The 17,658-nt window shown below is 40.6% G+C and carries 12 protein-coding genes; 1 reads left to right on the top strand and 11 read right to left on the bottom strand.

What is annotated here, in order from left to right:
• The first annotated feature begins 75 nt into the window (after positions 1-75).
• Positions 76-2,373, top strand: a complete 2,298-nt coding sequence (locus IPO83_06870) for a hypothetical protein (GenBank protein MBK9730993.1) — start codon at positions 76-78, stop codon at positions 2,371-2,373.
• Positions 2,374-2,587: 214 nt separating this feature from the next.
• Here IPO83_06870 and IPO83_06875 read toward each other — a convergent pair whose 3' ends face one another.
• The 11 genes from IPO83_06875 to IPO83_06925 form a co-directional block, all read right to left on the bottom strand.
• The gene (locus IPO83_06875; protein ID MBK9730994.1) at positions 2,588-2,728 is read right to left on the bottom strand and encodes a hypothetical protein; all 141 of its coding nucleotides are present in this window, start codon (positions 2,726-2,728) and stop codon (positions 2,588-2,590) included.
• Between the two features lie 293 nt (positions 2,729-3,021).
• Positions 3,022-4,608 (bottom strand): T9SS type A sorting domain-containing protein, encoded by a 1,587-nt coding sequence (locus IPO83_06880; protein ID MBK9730995.1) that lies wholly within the window; start codon positions 4,606-4,608, stop codon positions 3,022-3,024.
• Positions 4,609-4,818: 210 nt separating this feature from the next.
• The gene (locus tag IPO83_06885; protein ID MBK9730996.1) at positions 4,819-6,312 is read right to left on the bottom strand and encodes a T9SS type A sorting domain-containing protein; all 1,494 of its coding nucleotides are present in this window, start codon (positions 6,310-6,312) and stop codon (positions 4,819-4,821) included.
• A 112-nt stretch (positions 6,313-6,424) separates the two neighbouring features.
• Entirely contained in the window at positions 6,425-8,275 is a 1,851-nt protein-coding gene (locus tag IPO83_06890; GenBank protein ID MBK9730997.1) for a T9SS type A sorting domain-containing protein, read from the bottom strand.
• Between the two features lie 92 nt (positions 8,276-8,367).
• A complete protein-coding gene (locus tag IPO83_06895; GenBank protein MBK9730998.1) occupies positions 8,368-11,922 on the bottom strand; it encodes a T9SS type A sorting domain-containing protein in 3,555 nt (1,184 codons plus the stop codon).
• 80 nt (positions 11,923-12,002) lie between these two features.
• Positions 12,003-12,380, bottom strand: a complete 378-nt coding sequence (locus IPO83_06900) for a DUF4907 domain-containing protein (protein MBK9730999.1) — start codon at positions 12,378-12,380, stop codon at positions 12,003-12,005.
• A gap of 593 nt (positions 12,381-12,973) precedes the next feature.
• Positions 12,974-13,867 (bottom strand): response regulator transcription factor, encoded by an 894-nt coding sequence (locus tag IPO83_06905; protein MBK9731000.1) that lies wholly within the window; start codon positions 13,865-13,867, stop codon positions 12,974-12,976.
• A 482-nt stretch (positions 13,868-14,349) separates the two neighbouring features.
• A complete protein-coding gene (locus IPO83_06910) occupies positions 14,350-14,652 on the bottom strand; it encodes a hypothetical protein (protein MBK9731001.1) in 303 nt (100 codons plus the stop codon).
• Between the two features lie 9 nt (positions 14,653-14,661).
• Positions 14,662-14,910, bottom strand: coding sequence for a hypothetical protein (locus tag IPO83_06915; GenBank protein ID MBK9731002.1), 249 nt, complete (start codon positions 14,908-14,910; stop codon positions 14,662-14,664).
• Between the two features lie 344 nt (positions 14,911-15,254).
• Positions 15,255-15,899: a response regulator transcription factor gene (locus IPO83_06920; GenBank protein MBK9731003.1), complete on the bottom strand. Its 645-nt coding sequence runs from the start codon at positions 15,897-15,899 to the stop codon at positions 15,255-15,257.
• Positions 15,900-16,278: 379 nt separating this feature from the next.
• Positions 16,279-17,319 carry an ester cyclase gene (locus IPO83_06925; protein ID MBK9731004.1) on the bottom strand — a complete coding sequence of 347 codons (1,041 nt, stop codon included), beginning with the start codon at positions 17,317-17,319 and terminating at the stop codon, positions 16,279-16,281.
• Positions 17,320-17,658: the final 339 nt, after the last annotated feature.

Genomic DNA, 17,658 nt, shown 5'->3' on the forward strand with positions numbered 1-17,658 from the left:
TTTGAATCATGTAATAATCCACCGTGCTCCACGTTCACTTGCTCTGCTCATTTCTTTCTATTTTCGCTTTCAACCATGAGAAAATTTTTCATTCCTGCTATTTTTTTAATTGTCGCTGGATTTCCTGCCGCATTTTCCCAGCCCCTCGCTTTAGGCCAGTGGAAAACGGAATTGCCTTATCGCAATGCTATCGGCGTTACCGCTTCTGAGAATAAGATTTATTGTGCCACGGAACTAACGGTGTATTCAGTTGACAAGAGTGATAATTCGATGGAGGAATTAACTACTGTAACCGGCCTTTCGGATATACAATCAAACATTGTGGCTTTTGATAAATCCCACAATCAGTTGATGATCTGTTACCTCAACAGTAATATCGACATCCTGAAAAATGGCCAGATCATTAATATTTCAGATATCAAACGAAAAAGCATTGTAGGTGATAAATCAATTTACGGTGTGTACTTCTATGGTGATTACGCTTATCTCTGTTGCGGCTTCGGCATTGTGGTGGTTGATCTGATTAAATATGAAATCAAGGATACTTATTACATTGGTGTGAATGGCGCCAACCTGCAGGTAAATCACCTCACCTGCGATGGCATTTATTTATATGCAGCAACAGTTGCCGGCGTGCTGCGCGCCGAGCTGAATGACCCGACGCTTGTCGATTTCAGGAGTTGGTACACCTTTACATCTGATGACGGACTTGCTACCGGTAATTTCTCTGACATTGCATACTTCAATGGTTCAGTATATGCTTCAAAAGGTGACACTTTATTTATCCAGCAAGGCAGTTTGTGGACTCCACAACTGATCCGCCATGGATATCCTGTGAAGAAAATGGAACCAGGAACATCAAAATTGGTGATGGCGCAAATTGGTTCTTCCGGAACACGGGTAATGACGATAAATACTTCCGGTGCGCTGGATTCAATTTATAGTGGTCAACCTTACCAGGCCATTGAAGATGATGATGCGATCTGGATTGCGGATCTCTATGAAGGATTGAAAAAAGTTTCGAATGGAAACACAGCGTTTTTCATTCCAAACGGTCCTTATACATCCAGCGTATTTGACCTGGCGGCAAACAGCACTTCCCATAATTTATACGTTGCGCCGGGCGGCTACAATGCGTCTTACGGATTTATCTATAACCGCAGCGGATTTTTTACCCGTTTGAATGATGAATGGTTTTCTTATGATGTCAATAACACACCCATCCTGAAAGACTCCTTCGATATTGTTTGTGTATCCGTAAATCCCGCAAACAATCACGCTTACTTCGGCAGTTTATGGCTGGGTATGCTTGAGTTTGATGATGAATTGGGTATTGTGAATCAATATACGCAGGAGAACAGTTCGCTCACCGGAGCGAACGGAGATATAGCGCGTGTAAAAGTGACCGATATTGCATTTGACCGGCATGGAAATATGTGGGCAGCCAATTTCGGTTCGCTTACTCCTGTTTGTGTAATGAAACCAGATAATACCTGGCTCAGCTTTGAGCCAACCATTTCTATTGATCAGCAATGGGTGCTACAGATGACGTTCGATGAATATGACCAGACATGGTTTGTATTGCCACGGCAGGGAATCATGGTGTTCAACTACGGAACCAATCTCGAAGATCAATCGGATGATCAATACAAAAAGCTGATCACCGGTCCGGGCCAGGGAAATCTTCCTTCTCAGAATGTAAATTGTCTTACAACAGATAAAGATGGAAATATCTGGGTGGGAACGGATCAGGGGGTTACGGTTTATTATTGTCCGGGTGATATATTCTCTGAATTTCCATGCGATGCGCAACAGATCGTAATCACCGCTGATGACGGTTACAATGGGTATTTGTTAGGAACGGAAAATGTAAAACGAATTGTAGTGGATGGTGCCAATCGTAAATGGTTTGGCACTGACAATGGCATCTGGCTTTTTTCTGAAGACGGAACTGAAGAGTTGCTGCACTTTACCACGGAAAACAGTCCGCTGTTATCAGACTATATAACTGCCCTCGACATTGACAACTCTACCGGCGAAGTTTATATTGGTACTGAAAAAGGCATTATGGTTTACCGCGGCGATGCCACCGGTGGTTCAGTGAAGAGTTGCGAACCTGTTGTTTTTCCCAATCCCGTGCGGGAAAGCTATACAGGTCCCATTGCTATCAGTCGTGTGGTAAACAATGCGGAAGTAAAGATTACAGATGCGGAAGGCAACCTGATCTATCGAACCAATGCACTTGGGGGACAGGTGATCTGGGATGGAAATGATTACAATGGCCAACGCGCAAAAACGGGTGTGTACCTGGTATTGGCCTCCAACTCCGATGGTTCGGTAACTTGTGTTGCGAAATTGTTGATGGTGAATTAGGAGTAGAACGCGGATCACGCGGATTGAACAGATTAAAAACGGATTTATAGTTTGTAAAGCAACGGTTGCCATGACTTATATCTTTCGGCACAATTCTATTTAATCAAACCGTATTTATCCGCGAATCCAAGGTTCTCCGTGTGCTGAAGAATGGAACACCTATTACTTCGCTGCTACTTATCAACTCCTGACTATTTACAGGGTGAAAAAAAGTTCAGAAGAAAAAAATGCGGTGAAGAATATTTGCCATTATCCAAACTATACTGATAAAAAACACGGTAGAAAATATCCAGGCGCCCAATTCAACGCCGGTTTCATTTGAAGACCGGTTGGTGTTATTGCTTTTTGTGGCCATGTGTATGTTTTTTTGGCTGAAATCAGGACATCAATATAGCAACTCATATCATAAAAAATTGCAATTGCAATTTAGAAGATATCCACAATAAAATATGACGGCTGGTAATAAATATTGAATTGAGGAATTCACACTTTGTCTTCATGAATCAATCTGCAATGATCTGTAAAATCGAACAGAAGATGATGCGGATGGTACAGATTAAAAACGGATCGATGCTTTGTATGGTCTCATGAAAGAAATTATTTCTCTCCGCGAAATTCGCGTTGTCCATGTTCGGAAAAATGAAAAGATTACTTCACAACTACAAACTTATTCGTGTTGACTGTTTCTCCGTTTCGCATTGTTAAAAGATAAATGCCTGCGGGGAAAGAACTGCAATCCAGTTCAACTGTTTGATTGCTTTCAACCCATCTTTTTTTAATTACCGACATACATTCACCAAACTGATTGTATACCGAGAATTCAACTTCCTGACCATTATTGTCAGTGAATGCTACGGAAATTTTTTGCGAAGCCGGATTGGGAAATAATGTGAGCAATCCTGCGGGTTTATGAAAGGCACTTCCCGTCGGATAACCATAAAAAGCACTGTCGAGGATTATATCTTCATCACCGGGCTCATAGTCCATCGTCCAGAAATGCACTTGCGCCATTTCACCCAGCATTGATCCATTGCCATAAACAGTTTGCGGTGGATTACTCGGGTTGTCGGGATTATTAGTGGTATTGTCATATACTACTGTTCCATATATGATGGAACCAGCCGGAATCTTGATCACTTTAGTAAGCAGGTAGCTTCCCTGCCAGTCAAAATCCCAATGAGGAATGCTGATCAGCGGAACAGTGTCACCTGCAGGAATCACCATGTACACCTTCCACGACTGGCATATCAAGTGTGAGTGCGGACCAAATCCCAGTAGTGAGCGATCTTCCGGATACGCCGCTGATACCAGGTGAAATGTTTTAACGGTATTGGCCTGAATTTCCAACGGCCCGTCAATGAGACATGGCAGATTACCATATAGTGTTTTTTCTGTCTTTACTGCACGTGGGTTCGCAACCGTGCAGAACTTCAGATTCACTTTTGAACTGTCCATTTCATTCAACGTATCTGCAAAATAGTGCATGTCAGAAACGTAATCAGTGCCAACAAGCACTTCAAATCCTATGTTAGCGGGAAGCGTGGAAACCCGCCCTTCACTCTGCGACATGAAGACACTTACTGCAGGATTCTCCCCGAAACCTCTCGGGCAACCGGGTCCGGGATAATTTTGATCGTCTATCTCCGCAAGGCCCGTGTTGTCCAATCCCAATGTTACGTGATGAACAATGGAAGGATTTCCGGCTACGAACTCAACAGCATTAAGATATTTGGGTTCGGTATATCCGGGTTGATTCACGAACCGCCAGTACACATTGCCTTCATCAGGAAGTGTGAAAACCGGTAGGTGAAAAGTTTCATCAGGATCGGTCATGATAGAAGATCCGTTATAGATGGGTAGTGGCGGAGCCAGGTTAATATCACCTATGGGCATATAATTGTTTACCCAGTTATTAATTGCATTGATCTCATTTTCCGTGAGCACATTCTCATCCTTGAGATGACAATAATTTGGATCAGGCGGCCAGGGAGGCATGCGCTTGGCATTTACCTGAGTCAACATGGAAAAGCCCCAGTTGGATGCCTCCTCATAAGTCATCATAGAGAAAGGGGCGATACCTCCCGAATGATGACAGTGTGTGCAATGGCTGTATAAAAGAGATGCAATCGAAGTGCTCCAGTCGGGAGTTTGCGCAGCAGTGTTTTCAGGTGGTATTACCAGCCAGGTAACGACTAGCAGCCGGAGCAAATAAAAAATACGATGGATAAATTTCATGGTGTTTATTTTTTGAATATTTAATAATCAAGACATAAAGATGGCGGCATTAAAAGGCCTTGTCAATAGCCAATTGTGGCGAGTATGATATAGGTAGAACAGCCACAAAAAGAGAGCGTAAACAATACTGTAAAATGGACTGAAATCCAGGCTGTTTTAAAGGCTAAAGGTTAGCATTCATTACAGTGGAAACTCCTTCAAGTCCTAAATTTATTGGAGCAGCAGTTTTTGATTTTGAATTCCATCTGCTGAAATCATTTGCACCAGATATATTCCTTTTGCAAATGATGTTGTATTAATCGGCAGTGAATGATCACCCGCTTCATAGATTTCATTCGACACAGTTGAAATTTCTTTTCCATTCACATCAAAAATTTTAATGGTGACTAGTGAGGATTGTGTGAGGATTAAATGAAGCGTGGAATTTCCGGAAGATGGATTGGGATAAATTTCAAGTACTGTTGCCTCAACATTTACACTGTATATTCTTAATGGAGCTGTAGTAAAAAATTGTTTGGCTGACCAATCAGATGCTACAACCGGATTAATCTCACAAAAAGATTTTACTTGCCAAACGTATTCAGTGCTGGCTGCTAATCCGTTAAGGTTTTTATGATTTTCTGTAGACTTGGTGAGAGTCCATTCGGAAGTGCCGGTTGTCTTATATCTTATTTTATAGCTGAGTGCATCGTTTATATTCAGCCATTTAAGTTTTGCGGTGTTGGGGGTGATGTTGAAGGCAGAAAAGGTGGTGGGAATAGCGCAGGTGGGTGAAGTATTTTCTAAAGTGTATTCCCAGAAATCATTTTTGTAACCTTGATTATCATTATAGCCCGTTCCGATATATCCATTGCTGCCTATGGAAAATCCGACTGCCCAAAATCTTTCCGTTCCTGCGAGGTCGGTTTTCTCTATCCAGGTATTAGTAACCTGATCATATTCCCAAAAATCCTTGCTATCGGAGAAAAAAATTTGACCCGTACCGATATACCCTTGGGTACCAATAGAAAATCCGACTGCCAATGATCTTGCTGCGCCACCGAAGTTGGCTTTCTGTGTCCAGATACTGGTAGCAGGATCATATTCCCAGAAATCATTTTTATTGTTTCCATCCGGAGCCAGGCCAGTACTGATATACCCTCTGGCACCGATCGAAAATCCAACTGCTCTCTGTCTTTCCCCACCACCAAAGTCAGCTTTTTGCGTCCAGGCATCAGTGGAAGGATCATATTCCCAGAAATCTTTTTTAGAATTTCCATTATAACCGGTACCGATATATCCTTTGTTGCCAATCGAAAATCCCACAGCCGACCATCTTGTTGTTCCCGCAAAGTCGGCTTTCTGAGTCCAGGTATTATTAGAAGGATCATATTCCCAAAAATCTTTTTTAGCCGCAGTCGCATCACCTGTTCCTATATACCCTTTATTGCCGATGGAGAATCCGACTGCGTTGAATCTTTTTGCACCTCCGAAATCGGCCTTCTGAGTCCAGATATTAATTGAAGGATCATATTCCCAGAAATCATTTGTAAGACCTATTCCATTATCCCCAGTACCGATATACCCTTTGCTGCCGATGGAAAATCCAACTGCCCCTATTCTTGTTCCTACGAAATCGGCTTTCTGAGTCCAGGTATCTTGTGCCCGGCTTCTGGTTAAACCGGCTGCAAGTAAAATTGCCATAAGAAATGTAATCTTTTTCATGATTTCAAAAGTTCATAAGGATGAGTTGATTTGTTTATTTAACACGCTATCAATTTTATTCCATCATTTACCCGCAAAAACTTCCAACTGCGCTAAAGCTTCGTTGTATAAATTAGTGAAGGAGGATCAGTTTCTTCCTCATCACTCCTTCATTGGTTTTTAGTTGTAAGAAATAAATACCTCCAACCAATGATTCACGATTAAAGATCACTTCATGATTTCCTGCTGAAAAATCCTTTTTTGTAATTACTCTTAATGATCTTCCATTTACATCCATCATTTCAATGGTGACATTTGATTCTTTACTTAAGAAAAACGTTACCGTGGCAGAAGAGGAAATGGGATTGGGATAAACCGAAAACTTCATTTCGTCATCGGCCATTTCGGATAATCGCAAATCATCGGTAGTGAAGAATTGTTTTTCAGACCATTCGGAAGAAACAACCAGATCAATTTCGCAAATCGACTTCACCTGCCAGACGTATTCAGTGCCCGCTGCCAATGCTTGAAGTGCTTTATTATTATTATGACATTTAGTAGTTGTCCATTCAGAAGTGCCGGCGACTTTGTACCGAACTTTGTAGCTGAGGGCTCCGGGGGTGGTTTGCCATTTTAGTTTTGCGGTAGTGCCAGTGATATTCACTGTTAAAGCAGCGGATGGCACCTGGCATTCACTGGATACCACAGACGCATTCAGCTTCACCACCCAGTAGTCATTGCCGCCTTTACTCACTTCAGTTTTATCACCGCTAATGCCTGAAGAAGAATAACCGCCCAAAAGATAACTTCCATCAGTTGATTGTTCTAGAGAATTCAAGTCATCCAATAAATCACCCCCTATGGTTTTTTGCCATTCTATGTTACCGGAAACATCCAGTTTCACTACCCAATAATCGGAACTGCCCTTGCTTGCTTCAGTTTTGTCTCCTGAAATACCTGATGCTGAAGTTCCTCCAAGCAAATAACCATTATCGGAGGTTAGAACAACAGCATGCAGCATGTCCTCTCCGCTTCCTCCAATTGTGTTTTGCCATTGAATACTGCCTGCAGCATCCAGTCTAACCACCCAATAGTCATTGCTTCCCTGGCTCGCTTCGGTTTTCTCGCCTGAAATACCTGAATAGGAATATCCTCCGAGCAGGTAACCTCCGTCTGCAGTTTTGACAACAGAATACAATTCATCATAAGAATCGCCGCCAATGTAATTTTCCCACTGCGTATTACCTGAAGCATCCAGCTTCACTACCAAATAGTCGTTATAGTAGTCTGGACCGTTACCACCTGAGCTGGATCCACACAGCAGATATCCGCCATCATCCGATTGAACAATGGCATGCAGGTAATCAGGAGTATAGCCACCTACCATAGTATTTTGCCACTGAAAATTTCCCGAAGCATCCAGCTTCACCACGAAATAATCTGTATCATAATCAGACCAGTCAATCCGAGTGCAGCCAACCAGGTAACCGCCATCCGAAGTTTGAATTGCAGAACTTTTATCAAAGTATAGAACGCTACTGCTTTTTTGCCATGCTATGCTGCCTGTACCATCGAGCTTAACTTCCCAAAGACCCTGGACCGCTTCAGTTTTGTCTCCTGAAATACCTGACCCTGAAGTACCAACTAAAAAATATCCTCCGTCTGTTGATTCGATGACATTATATAAATTATCAATGGCGCTACCTCCAATGGTATTTTGCCACTCCATATTTCCTGTGGCATCCAACTTTATTGCCCAATAATCATTGTTTCCCTGGCAGACTTCCGTTTTATCACCGGAAATACCGGATGAAGAGTAACCGCCAAGAAGGTAACCGTCATCGATAGTTTGAATAACAGCGTACAGTTGATCAGTTCCATTGCCACCAATGGTTTTTTGCCATGCTATGTCCGGTGCTGTGATTTGAGCAACTGCAAATGAACTTCTCAAAATAATCAGGAGTAGTAAATTAATTTTTCTCATAGTGTTAACTTTTGAAGATCAAAAAAAATTAAATGATTGTTTTTCATAATCAATAAATTACATGTTACATACCCTTCATACGCTTCACTTTTTTATTCCACCACCATTTTTTTCACCATCAGGACTGCGTTAATTTTCATCCGTAAGAAATAAATTCCCGCACTCAATTGATCACGATTGAGATTCAATTCATAATTTCCGGCAGTCACATTTTCATTTAACAGTATTCGCAGTTTTCTTCCAGCGATATCCAACAGCTCAATTTGTATTCTGGAATTCTGATGTATTGAAAATGAAATGGTGGTGGAAGCGGAGAAGGGATTGGGATAAATTTCTAAGAAGGTGGGTTCTGATTCCTCATCTGTAAGTTTCAGTGGAGCCGTAGTAAAAAATTCTTTGGGTGACCATTCGGAAGAAACAACCGGATCAATTTCGCAAAATGATTTCACCTGCCAGGCATATTCGGTGTTGGCTGCTAACCCGTTTAATGTTTTATGATGCTCGAGGGATTTGGTATTGTTCCATTCTGAAGTGCCTGCTACTTTGTATCGGATCTTATAACTTAGTGCACCACTAACTGTCTGCCATTTTAGATTTGCATTAGTGGCTGTAATATTACCCGTTGAGAGCAATGTTGGAACATTACAAGTGACCAGCATTTCAGGTGTATATTCCCAGAAATCCTTTCCACTGCATATATATCCTTTGCTGCCTATAGAGAGACCAACGCCTTTTCCAGCCGGCCCCCCGTAAACCGCTTTTTCTGTCCAGGTATTTACATTTGGATCATATTCCCAAAAATCCTTGTAGTAGTAATAATAATAATCATTCTGCTCATCATAATCATAATAATAATCACCACAACCAATATATCCTTTGGTGCCAATAGAAAAACCCGCCGCTAACTGTCTTGCTGTGCCGCCGAAACTAGCTTTCCCTGTCCATTTATTAGTAGCAGGATCATATTCATAGAAATCACTGTAAAACTGATCATGGTAATATGGATAATATCCCCATTCATTATAACCGGTCCCGATATATCCTTTGCTCCCGATAGAAAAACCTACGGCCAACCATCTTTCCCCGGCTGCAAGAGTGGCTCTCTTTGTCCAGACATCGGTAGCAGGATCATATTCCCAGAAATCATTTTTATAAGTACCAGTAATATCGAGGCCGGTACCCATATATCCTTTGCTGCCTATCGAAAAACCTACGGCTCCCCATCTTGCCGTGCCTCCAAAGTCAGCTTTCTGAGTCCATGCATTTGTACCAGGATTATATTCCCAGAAATCTTTGGAACCATTGGAACCAATATACCCTTTGCTACCGATCGAGAAACCTACACCAGCACCAGTGCCTCCGAAATCGGCTTTCTGTGTCCATACATTTGTAGAAGGATCATATTCCCAGAAATCTTTGTAACCGCCAATATATCCTTTACTGCCGATGGAAAAACCTATGTCGATGTTAAGCCCCTCGAAATCCGCTTTCTGTAACCAGATATCGGTGAAACTAATCTTAATGTTTGTTCCATTGTCTGTTCCTATAATTGATGGATCAGAACTTACCACCCGAATGCGGTAAGCAGTTCCGGACGGAGTTGATGCAGGAATGACAGCAGCTATTGTCCCTGATGTAGTCGAAGTGAGAGAACCAATATCAATTGGCGAAGAAAAACTTCCGCTTGTATCAGAAAGTTGCGCAGTGAAAATGTTGTCAGCATTAAAGGTTAATACCGTAGAATAACTCACAAGCACTAAATCATTAGGTTGCACTATATTCGATGTGAGCGATAAAGTCTCAAGACTATCTTGAGTATATTCCCAGAAATCTTTTTTAAAATAGGGATCACTTCCGGTACCGATATATCCTTTGCTTCCGACGGAAAAACCGACGGCGCCCTCCCTTCCGGTGCCCCCAAAATCATCTTTGTGTGTCCAGATATTGACGCTTGGATCGTATTCCCAGAAATCGTTTTTATTGGTATAATTATCATCGTCACCGGTCCCTATATACCCTTTGCTACCAATTGCAAAACCAACAGCTCCAATTCTTGCCGTACCCCCGAAATCAGGTTTCTGTGTCCACGCATTGGTAGAAGGATCATATCCCCAAAAATCCTTTGTATGGAAGGTAGGTCCAACTCCATCATACCCCGTTCCGATATACCCTTTGCTGCCGATGGAAAATCCGACAGCGCCCTCTCTTCCCGTGCCCCCGAAATCCCCTTTCTGTGTCCAGGTATCAGCATCAGGGTCGTATTCCCAAAAATCTTTTGTATAAAAAGGATAATCGTAAATATGCCCGGTGCCAATATATCCTTTGCTGGCGATGGAAAAACCTACGGCATAGTCTCTTGCCGCGCCTCCGAAATCGTCTTTCTGTGCCCAGGTATTTGTAGCTGGATTGTATTCCCAGAAATCCCTTTTATAGCCATCGGTTGCATAACCGGTACCGATGTATCCTTTATTACCAACTGAAAAACCTACAGCAAATTTTCTTGCCGTGCCCCCGAAATCTGCGTTCTGTGTCCATGCATTGGTAGTAGTATTGTATTCCCAGAAATCCTTGAAAAATTCACCCGTATAACCGGTACCAATATAACCTTTGCTGCCAATAGAAAAACCTACAGCTCCAATTCTTGCTATACTCACGAAATCGATCTTTTGAATCCAGGTATTTACAGCAGGATCGAATTCCCAGAAATCCTTTGCATAACTGTAATTATAATCAACATAGGTAAAACCAGCTCCAATATATCCTTTGCTGCCAATGGAAAAACCTACGTCTAAGTATCTTGCCATGCCCGCGAAATCGGCTTTCTGTATCCAGGCATCGGTCGCAGGATCATATTCCCAAAAATCCTTTTTATAGTTATAATTAGGATCGATACCAGTCCCAATATAGCCTTTGCTGCCTATGGAAAAACCTACGGTTCCATATCTGGCCGCTCCTCCGAAATCTGATTTCTTTTTCCAGATGTTGGTAGAAGGATTGTATTCCCAGAAATCTTTTTTGATGCCATCGGTTGCAGAACCGGTACCAATATATCCTTTGGAGTTGATGGAAAAACCTACAGCTCCCAATCTTCCGCTACCCCCGAAATCGGATTTCTGTGTCCAGGAATTGGTCATATTATCATACTCCCAAAAATCCATTTTATAGCCATCTGGTGCATAACCTGTACCGATATATCCTTTATTGCCGATAGAAAATCCTGCTGCCCAATCTCTTGCTGTGCCGCCGAAATCGGATTTTTGTGTCCAGGAATTGGTAGCATTATCATATTCCCAGAAATCCTTTTTATAGTTATAACCATCTGTACCAGTGCCGATATATCCTTTCCCTCCGATGGAAAAACCTACGGCATAAAATCTTGCCGCGCCTCCGAAATCGGCTTTCTGCGTCCAGGCATTGGTAGCAGGATCAAATTCCCAGAAATCTTTTTTAATGCCATCGGTTGCAGAACCGGTACCAACATATCCTTTGCTGCCGATGCTGAAACCCACTGCTCCAGATCGGGGCGTTAGTTCAGATACATTCGCGCTACCAAACCCGAGGTCACTTTTTTGTACCCAATTGTTTTGTGCTTGGGATGTGAATGCAACTGCTGTGAGTGCAATCAGGATTGTGAAAATGTTTTTCATGAGTATTCGGTTTTAAAAAATTTGATGCGTTTTTTCTAAAGTAGCATTGAATCATTTTACCACTTCGAGTTTTTTTCCGCCTACTTGCGTACAGGCATTTCATCTATAGAAATTGTCGGTGGCATCTCACCTTTTCTTATTTTCTCTATTACCAGTTGCGCTACTTTCTCTGCATCTTCTCTTGCTTTAAACCCTTCATTACCCGGAAGACCGGGGGCGCTCGTTTGATGAATCATTAATTTTCCTTCTGCATATATATCATAGCAAAAGGTGCTGTTCGGTGCATCGATGATTATGTAAGTGAGGTTGGAATTCGTGTATGCACTTGCCTCCGGAAAATTTGCAACACTGTTATTTGGTTGGGTTGGTGATGCTGGTGTTTGTGCGAAAAGCAAATTGGTGGTGAGGTGTTGCAAAAAAATGACGACAACAAGTTTGAGTAGGATTTGTGGTTGCATGATGCTTTGTTTCTGATGAAGAATTTTTTTGATGATATAAAGATGACCTGATTAAATGACCTTGTCAATCGCCTATTCTGGTTATAGCACAGTATAAAGAAGCCGCCTGAAAGCAGGTGGCTGAATAAATTATAAGAAAGAGATTAGTATTGCGAATTGAACCATTCGCTCCGGTTACTGCTCCTATAAATCCACACTGACTAGCGGAATTATGTGTTGCAATTAGATATGCTGTTTTTCCTTTCACAACAAAAATTATTGTGCCACCAGTTTTTCATTCCGAATGCGATCTGCTGAAATCATCTGTATTAAATGCATTCCTCTTTCAAATTGAGCCGTATTGATTTGCAATGAATGTTCACCTGCTTCCATTGTTTTGTTTACCAGGTTGTCTACACAGTAATATTTCTATTGTACAGAATTTGCAACTTCTTCACGTCACATCAAATAATTCAATCTGCACCCACGATCAAAATTTGAAATATCTAAAGGTATTAAGTGGCATACCCACTTGTCAATAACCAAATCTGGCTACAGGTCTATTACAAAGTGAAAATTAAAATCTCAATCCATCATCTTTTTAATTAATAAGTTCATCTTGGATTTTTCAGCACTTTAGCAACCGCTTCGCTCATAGAATTAACCTTTAGCTTTCTATAAATATTTCTTACATGATTGTGAACAGTATCATAAGCGATACCTAAGTGGTCCGCGATCATTTTGTATGATGCACCTTCAATCATCTGGCTTATCACTTCATTCTCACGGCAGGTTAACTTGTATTCATTTAATTGGTGAGGTGCGTTTTGATGATGCAATAGATCCATCACTTTTTGCAGGATAGAATATGATATGAGTGTTGCTCCATGCTTGAATGCCTGTAACTTTTCGAGAATATTTTCAAAGGAATCATTTTTAAAAATATAACCGGAAGCGCCTCCGCAAATAGCAGAAAATACGATGTCATCGTCATCGTGATCTGCTAGCAGAAGAATTTTTATTTTAGGATAGGAACGGTGTATCAACTTAACAGCTTCCACACTATATAAATCCGGCAATCTGACATCTATCAGTAATAGTTGTGGCTTTGTAGCTTCAATTCTTTCCATAAGGTAATACCCATCATTAAAAACACCGGCACAGGAAAATCCAATTGTGCTATTTAAAATGGAAGACATGAATTCACCTTTCTCGCTATCAGCAATAAAGATGAGTAAAAAGGTGTCTTTATTAATTTGATAAGGTGTTAAGTGCTTCTCACTCTGCTGTGTTGGTGGAAGCATTGAAAAATCATTTCTTCGCTTTGCAGAATTTGACAATGGCATTTTCCTAATTGATTTTAATGTTCCGCCATCTTCTGAAGGAACCACCATTAAATCTGAACGTGTTGAGTTATCATTGTGGTTATGATGAAAGATGGGAACACTGCTGTATTCCTTAAGATTTGGATTACCTTCTTCCTTTCTCTTTCTTAATTTATTGGGCATAAGACATTATTGATTGAAACCTTTAAAGAATGATTTAGCGTTCCTGCTTTGTTATTAAATGTTTGTATGCTATTTTATTTTTTGTATTTGATAAATCAGTCTTTTGATTACAGCAGACAATTGTCCGCATTGCAAACCTGTCGCTTTGATTCTTAAAAGGGAAAAGTTGTGATAAGTGAACTGTGCTTTCTTACTGATGTACTTCCGAACATTAGAAAGCAACAAGCAAATTGCCAATGTGCCAATGCACCCTATGTAGAAATTCTTTGGACTCTAATAATCCCGTTTCAGTCATAATTTACGCTGTGCGTTTTTAACTATGCGTTCACCACTGGCATTGATCCAAAATTCACTTTCTGCCTGGTTAAAATTCAAAGTGCCGAAACATGTTATGCTATTTAATTAATGCATTTTTATTTTATGATATAAAAGTCAACAAATTATCAAGCCTTGTCAATCACCAATTCCGGTGATCACACAACTTAAAAATAGCCGCCTGATATACAGGCGGCTGAATATGCATAAGACGGTCTTATTGCGGATTGCATATTCCGCCGGTTGGTGATGTCTATAACCTCACGCCGGGCAGTGGGATTATAGGTTGCAAACAGATAGGCTGATATTCCTTTCACAGCATCAATTACTGCATCACCAATTAACCATCCTGAATAAGTGTTTATGATTGTTCTATTTTTCATTGGATCTTCTTTAAAACATTTACCGCTTACATGATATTTATTGCCATCCATATAAAACCAGCAAAAAATCCAAGTGACATCATCCATGCGCCCGTTTCAATGCCTGCATGCTGCAATAATTCCATCCATTGATTTCTTTTGCCTGTTGTGGCTGTTTTTATTGGGTGATTGCTGGTTGCGGTTTTCATTGTATGTTTTGGGTTTAGTGTTTATTGAATTTGCTGATACTTCATTTTCAACACTGTAAAGATGCAGTGCAGAAAGGCCCTTGTCAATCGCCAATTGTGGCGAACAATCAATAACACTTACAAAATCAATGTGCTGATAGTTTTTTACTGAAGTCAATTCAAATCATTTCAACCAAAAGAAATTAATTATGAGATGGAAACAAACTGAATGAAGGGATAATGGCCGTGATTGTCCTATGGAAAATAACCATGCAAGCATTTCCAAAACGCTTGCATTTATTATTCAATGAATAGCAGATCATGCACCGGCAATTGCAATGAATCAATTATGTTGTTTTATTTTTCATTGCATTTTGATTTAGTTGAATAGCTGATAATAAGAATACGAAGGTTAATCACCAATTCAGGTGAGTACCTTAACTAAATCAATCCTTGACAAATGTGGAACAACATTTTTTTGGCAAACAGATACAGAAAAATCTTTTACCACGGATCAGGTTCTCATAACCTTTCCCTCAGCGCTTTTGATACCGCTTCACTTACAGAATTCACGTGAAGTTTTTTATAAATGTGCTTTATATGAGAATGTACGGTATCGTAGCTGATTTGCATTTTGTCAGCGATGCCTTTGTAGGGATCTCCATTAACAAGATGCTTCAGCACCTCTTTCTCCCGATCTGTCAGATTGAATGCATCCGGGTTAGCAGGCGCATTTTTCTGTTGAATAAGATTCAGGACTTTCACTGCAATGGAGGGCGTCATGGGTGCGCCGCCGGTATGCGCTTCCTTCACTCCGGCAATCAGGTGTACCAGTGACTGGGTTTTCAGGAGATAACCTGAAGCGCCGGCACAAATCGCCGCGAATATCTTTTCTTCATCGTCAAAGGTGGTGAGCATGAGAATCACCTGATCAGGAAAATTCTTTTTAATAATAGTGGTTGCTTCAATACCACTCAGTCCCGGCATATCGATATCCATCAGTACTACATCCGGCTCAAATGTTTCCACCAGTACGCTGGCGTCTGTGGCATCCTGATAGCCTCCCAACCATTCGAATTCAGGATGGGAAGCAAAAAGGATTTCCAGAGAATCGCGGATACGATTGTTATCGTCAAAGAGTAATATTTTAATTGGAGCATCTTCCATCATTGTAAATATGAACAAAATTTCAATGCTGGTCAATCGCCAATTCTGGTGATCCCGCTTTGTTATTTAAAAAAATGGAACTTCCTGAATAGGTCAATAAACCAGTCATTTGGTCTTAGTTCCTGCTATTTGTTGTAAGAAAGTACAGATTTCATACATTATACCTTTGGTTAAATGTAGACCGATACAAAATTTAAAATGGTTGTCAATCGCCAATTCTGGTGATACAACTGGAAAACTATTAGAGTCATCATTGCACTCATGAAAGACCATGAAATATGTCAAAAACAACCCTATATCAAGAAGGCAAGGATCGGGATGACCATAAATTGTTGCTTCGCTGAAAATGGAAAAACAGATTCGGATATAAACCTGGTAATCAAACTTGCCTCATCGGCACCGCAAAGCGAATCTGCGTTCCTTTTCCTGATTCGGTAAGCAGGAAAAATTCAGCACCAATTTCCTCCGCCCGCTTTTTCATGTTCCGGATTCCGTTTCCATTATAACCCGCGTCTTGATTTAAATCAAACCCTTTTCCATTATCGTACAATTCAACAATAAGCGCATTAGCCGATCTGCTGATAGATGCGCTGAAACTATCACAACCGGAATATTTAATTGCATTATAAACTGCTTCTTTGAAAATGAGAAAGATATTTTTACGCTGATCAATTGAAAGCCTTAGCGTTGTGGATATTGTTTTCGTGTCCAGTATAAAATGAATATTACGTGCTGCACATAAATCAACCGCATACTTTTTCATCCTGTTAGTGATACTCTCAAAATTGTCATTCTGTGGATTGATTGCCCAAACGATATCACTCATTTCTTCTACCAGTTCGTGTGATGTGGCATCAATTTTATCCAATAACATTTTTAGCCTTGAAGGTTTTTCGCCTGTGAATTGCTGTGCCATTTCGCTATAATAGGAAATGCTGCCAAGGGTGGAACCAATGTTATCATGAAGATCACGTGCAATGCGTAAATACACTTTTTCACGAACCGCCTGCCGCCTCAGTAATAATGCAGTATCAAAAAAAGGATAGTGCCGTACTACTTTTCCATTTTTAAAATAGTCGACAGAAACACCTTTAATATGTATAGATTTCCCTTTTACCGGCATTCCAAGTGTATCCGTTTTATGAATTGCCGTCCAGGTCATCATCGATACTACTTTATCATCCTCAGCAATTTGTTCGTGTACAACAATCTTATTATTGCTGTATTCAGAGGCATCTTTTTTTACCTGACTTATATAATCAGTCTTGTTCAATTTCTGACCGAAAAAATCGGCTGAAAAATCATCATCTAAATAAAGATGATAATTGAAATTGCTATCTCCTGACTTATCGGCTTCATGCCACTCCTTGGCAATACGTTTGTTTTTTTCCTGCTTAGAAATAACGGCTTCAGAGTTCATGGCGTAATCCTTAATAACTGTAAATACTGATCACGCGCCGTCCGAGAAGGAATTAAATAGAGCAATTGTTGGTGTTGGGCAGCTTTCGCGAAATCGAAATATAATAAAAAAATCCATTAGTGGATTTGAATAGATGAAATCCAGGATCAGAATTTTTCTAAAATTTCTTTTTCCTGGCTTTGAAATTTATTGTGTTGCTGTTATATTCTATAATTTTATTTGTTTCACGCAATGCATTGCGTCTCTACGTTTGTATGATTTCTTGCACAACATATTTAACAATCGATGTATCAACCTCGCCAAAAAACAAAACCCCTCCGGAATCCGAAAGGGTTTTGT

Source organism: Chitinophagaceae bacterium, from assembly GCA_016717285.1.
Classification (GTDB): Bacteria; Bacteroidota; Bacteroidia; order Chitinophagales; family UBA10324; genus JACCZZ01.

What these genes read in the sequence shown, in the direction of transcription:
- IPO83_06890 (MBK9730997.1), bottom strand. Translation starts at nt 8,275, where the DNA reads ATGAGAAAAATTAATTTACTACTCCTGATTATTTTGAGAAGTTCATTT.
- IPO83_06905 (MBK9731000.1), bottom strand. Translation starts at nt 13,867, where the DNA reads ATGCCCAATAAATTAAGAAAGAGAAAGGAAGAAGGTAATCCAAATCTT.
- IPO83_06910 (MBK9731001.1), bottom strand. Translation starts at nt 14,652, where the DNA reads ATGGATGATGTCACTTGGATTTTTTGCTGGTTTTATATGGATGGCAAT.
- IPO83_06870 (MBK9730993.1), top strand. Translation starts at nt 76, where the DNA reads ATGAGAAAATTTTTCATTCCTGCTATTTTTTTAATTGTCGCTGGATTT.
- IPO83_06925 (MBK9731004.1), bottom strand. Translation starts at nt 17,319, where the DNA reads ATGAACTCTGAAGCCGTTATTTCTAAGCAGGAAAAAAACAAACGTATT.
- IPO83_06880 (MBK9730995.1), bottom strand. Translation starts at nt 4,608, where the DNA reads ATGAAATTTATCCATCGTATTTTTTATTTGCTCCGGCTGCTAGTCGTT.
- IPO83_06885 (MBK9730996.1), bottom strand. Translation starts at nt 6,312, where the DNA reads ATGAAAAAGATTACATTTCTTATGGCAATTTTACTTGCAGCCGGTTTA.
- IPO83_06920 (MBK9731003.1), bottom strand. Translation starts at nt 15,899, where the DNA reads ATGGAAGATGCTCCAATTAAAATATTACTCTTTGACGATAACAATCGT.
- IPO83_06875 (MBK9730994.1), bottom strand. Translation starts at nt 2,728, where the DNA reads ATGGCCACAAAAAGCAATAACACCAACCGGTCTTCAAATGAAACCGGC.
- IPO83_06895 (MBK9730998.1), bottom strand. Translation starts at nt 11,922, where the DNA reads ATGAAAAACATTTTCACAATCCTGATTGCACTCACAGCAGTTGCATTC.
- IPO83_06900 (MBK9730999.1), bottom strand. Translation starts at nt 12,380, where the DNA reads ATGCAACCACAAATCCTACTCAAACTTGTTGTCGTCATTTTTTTGCAA.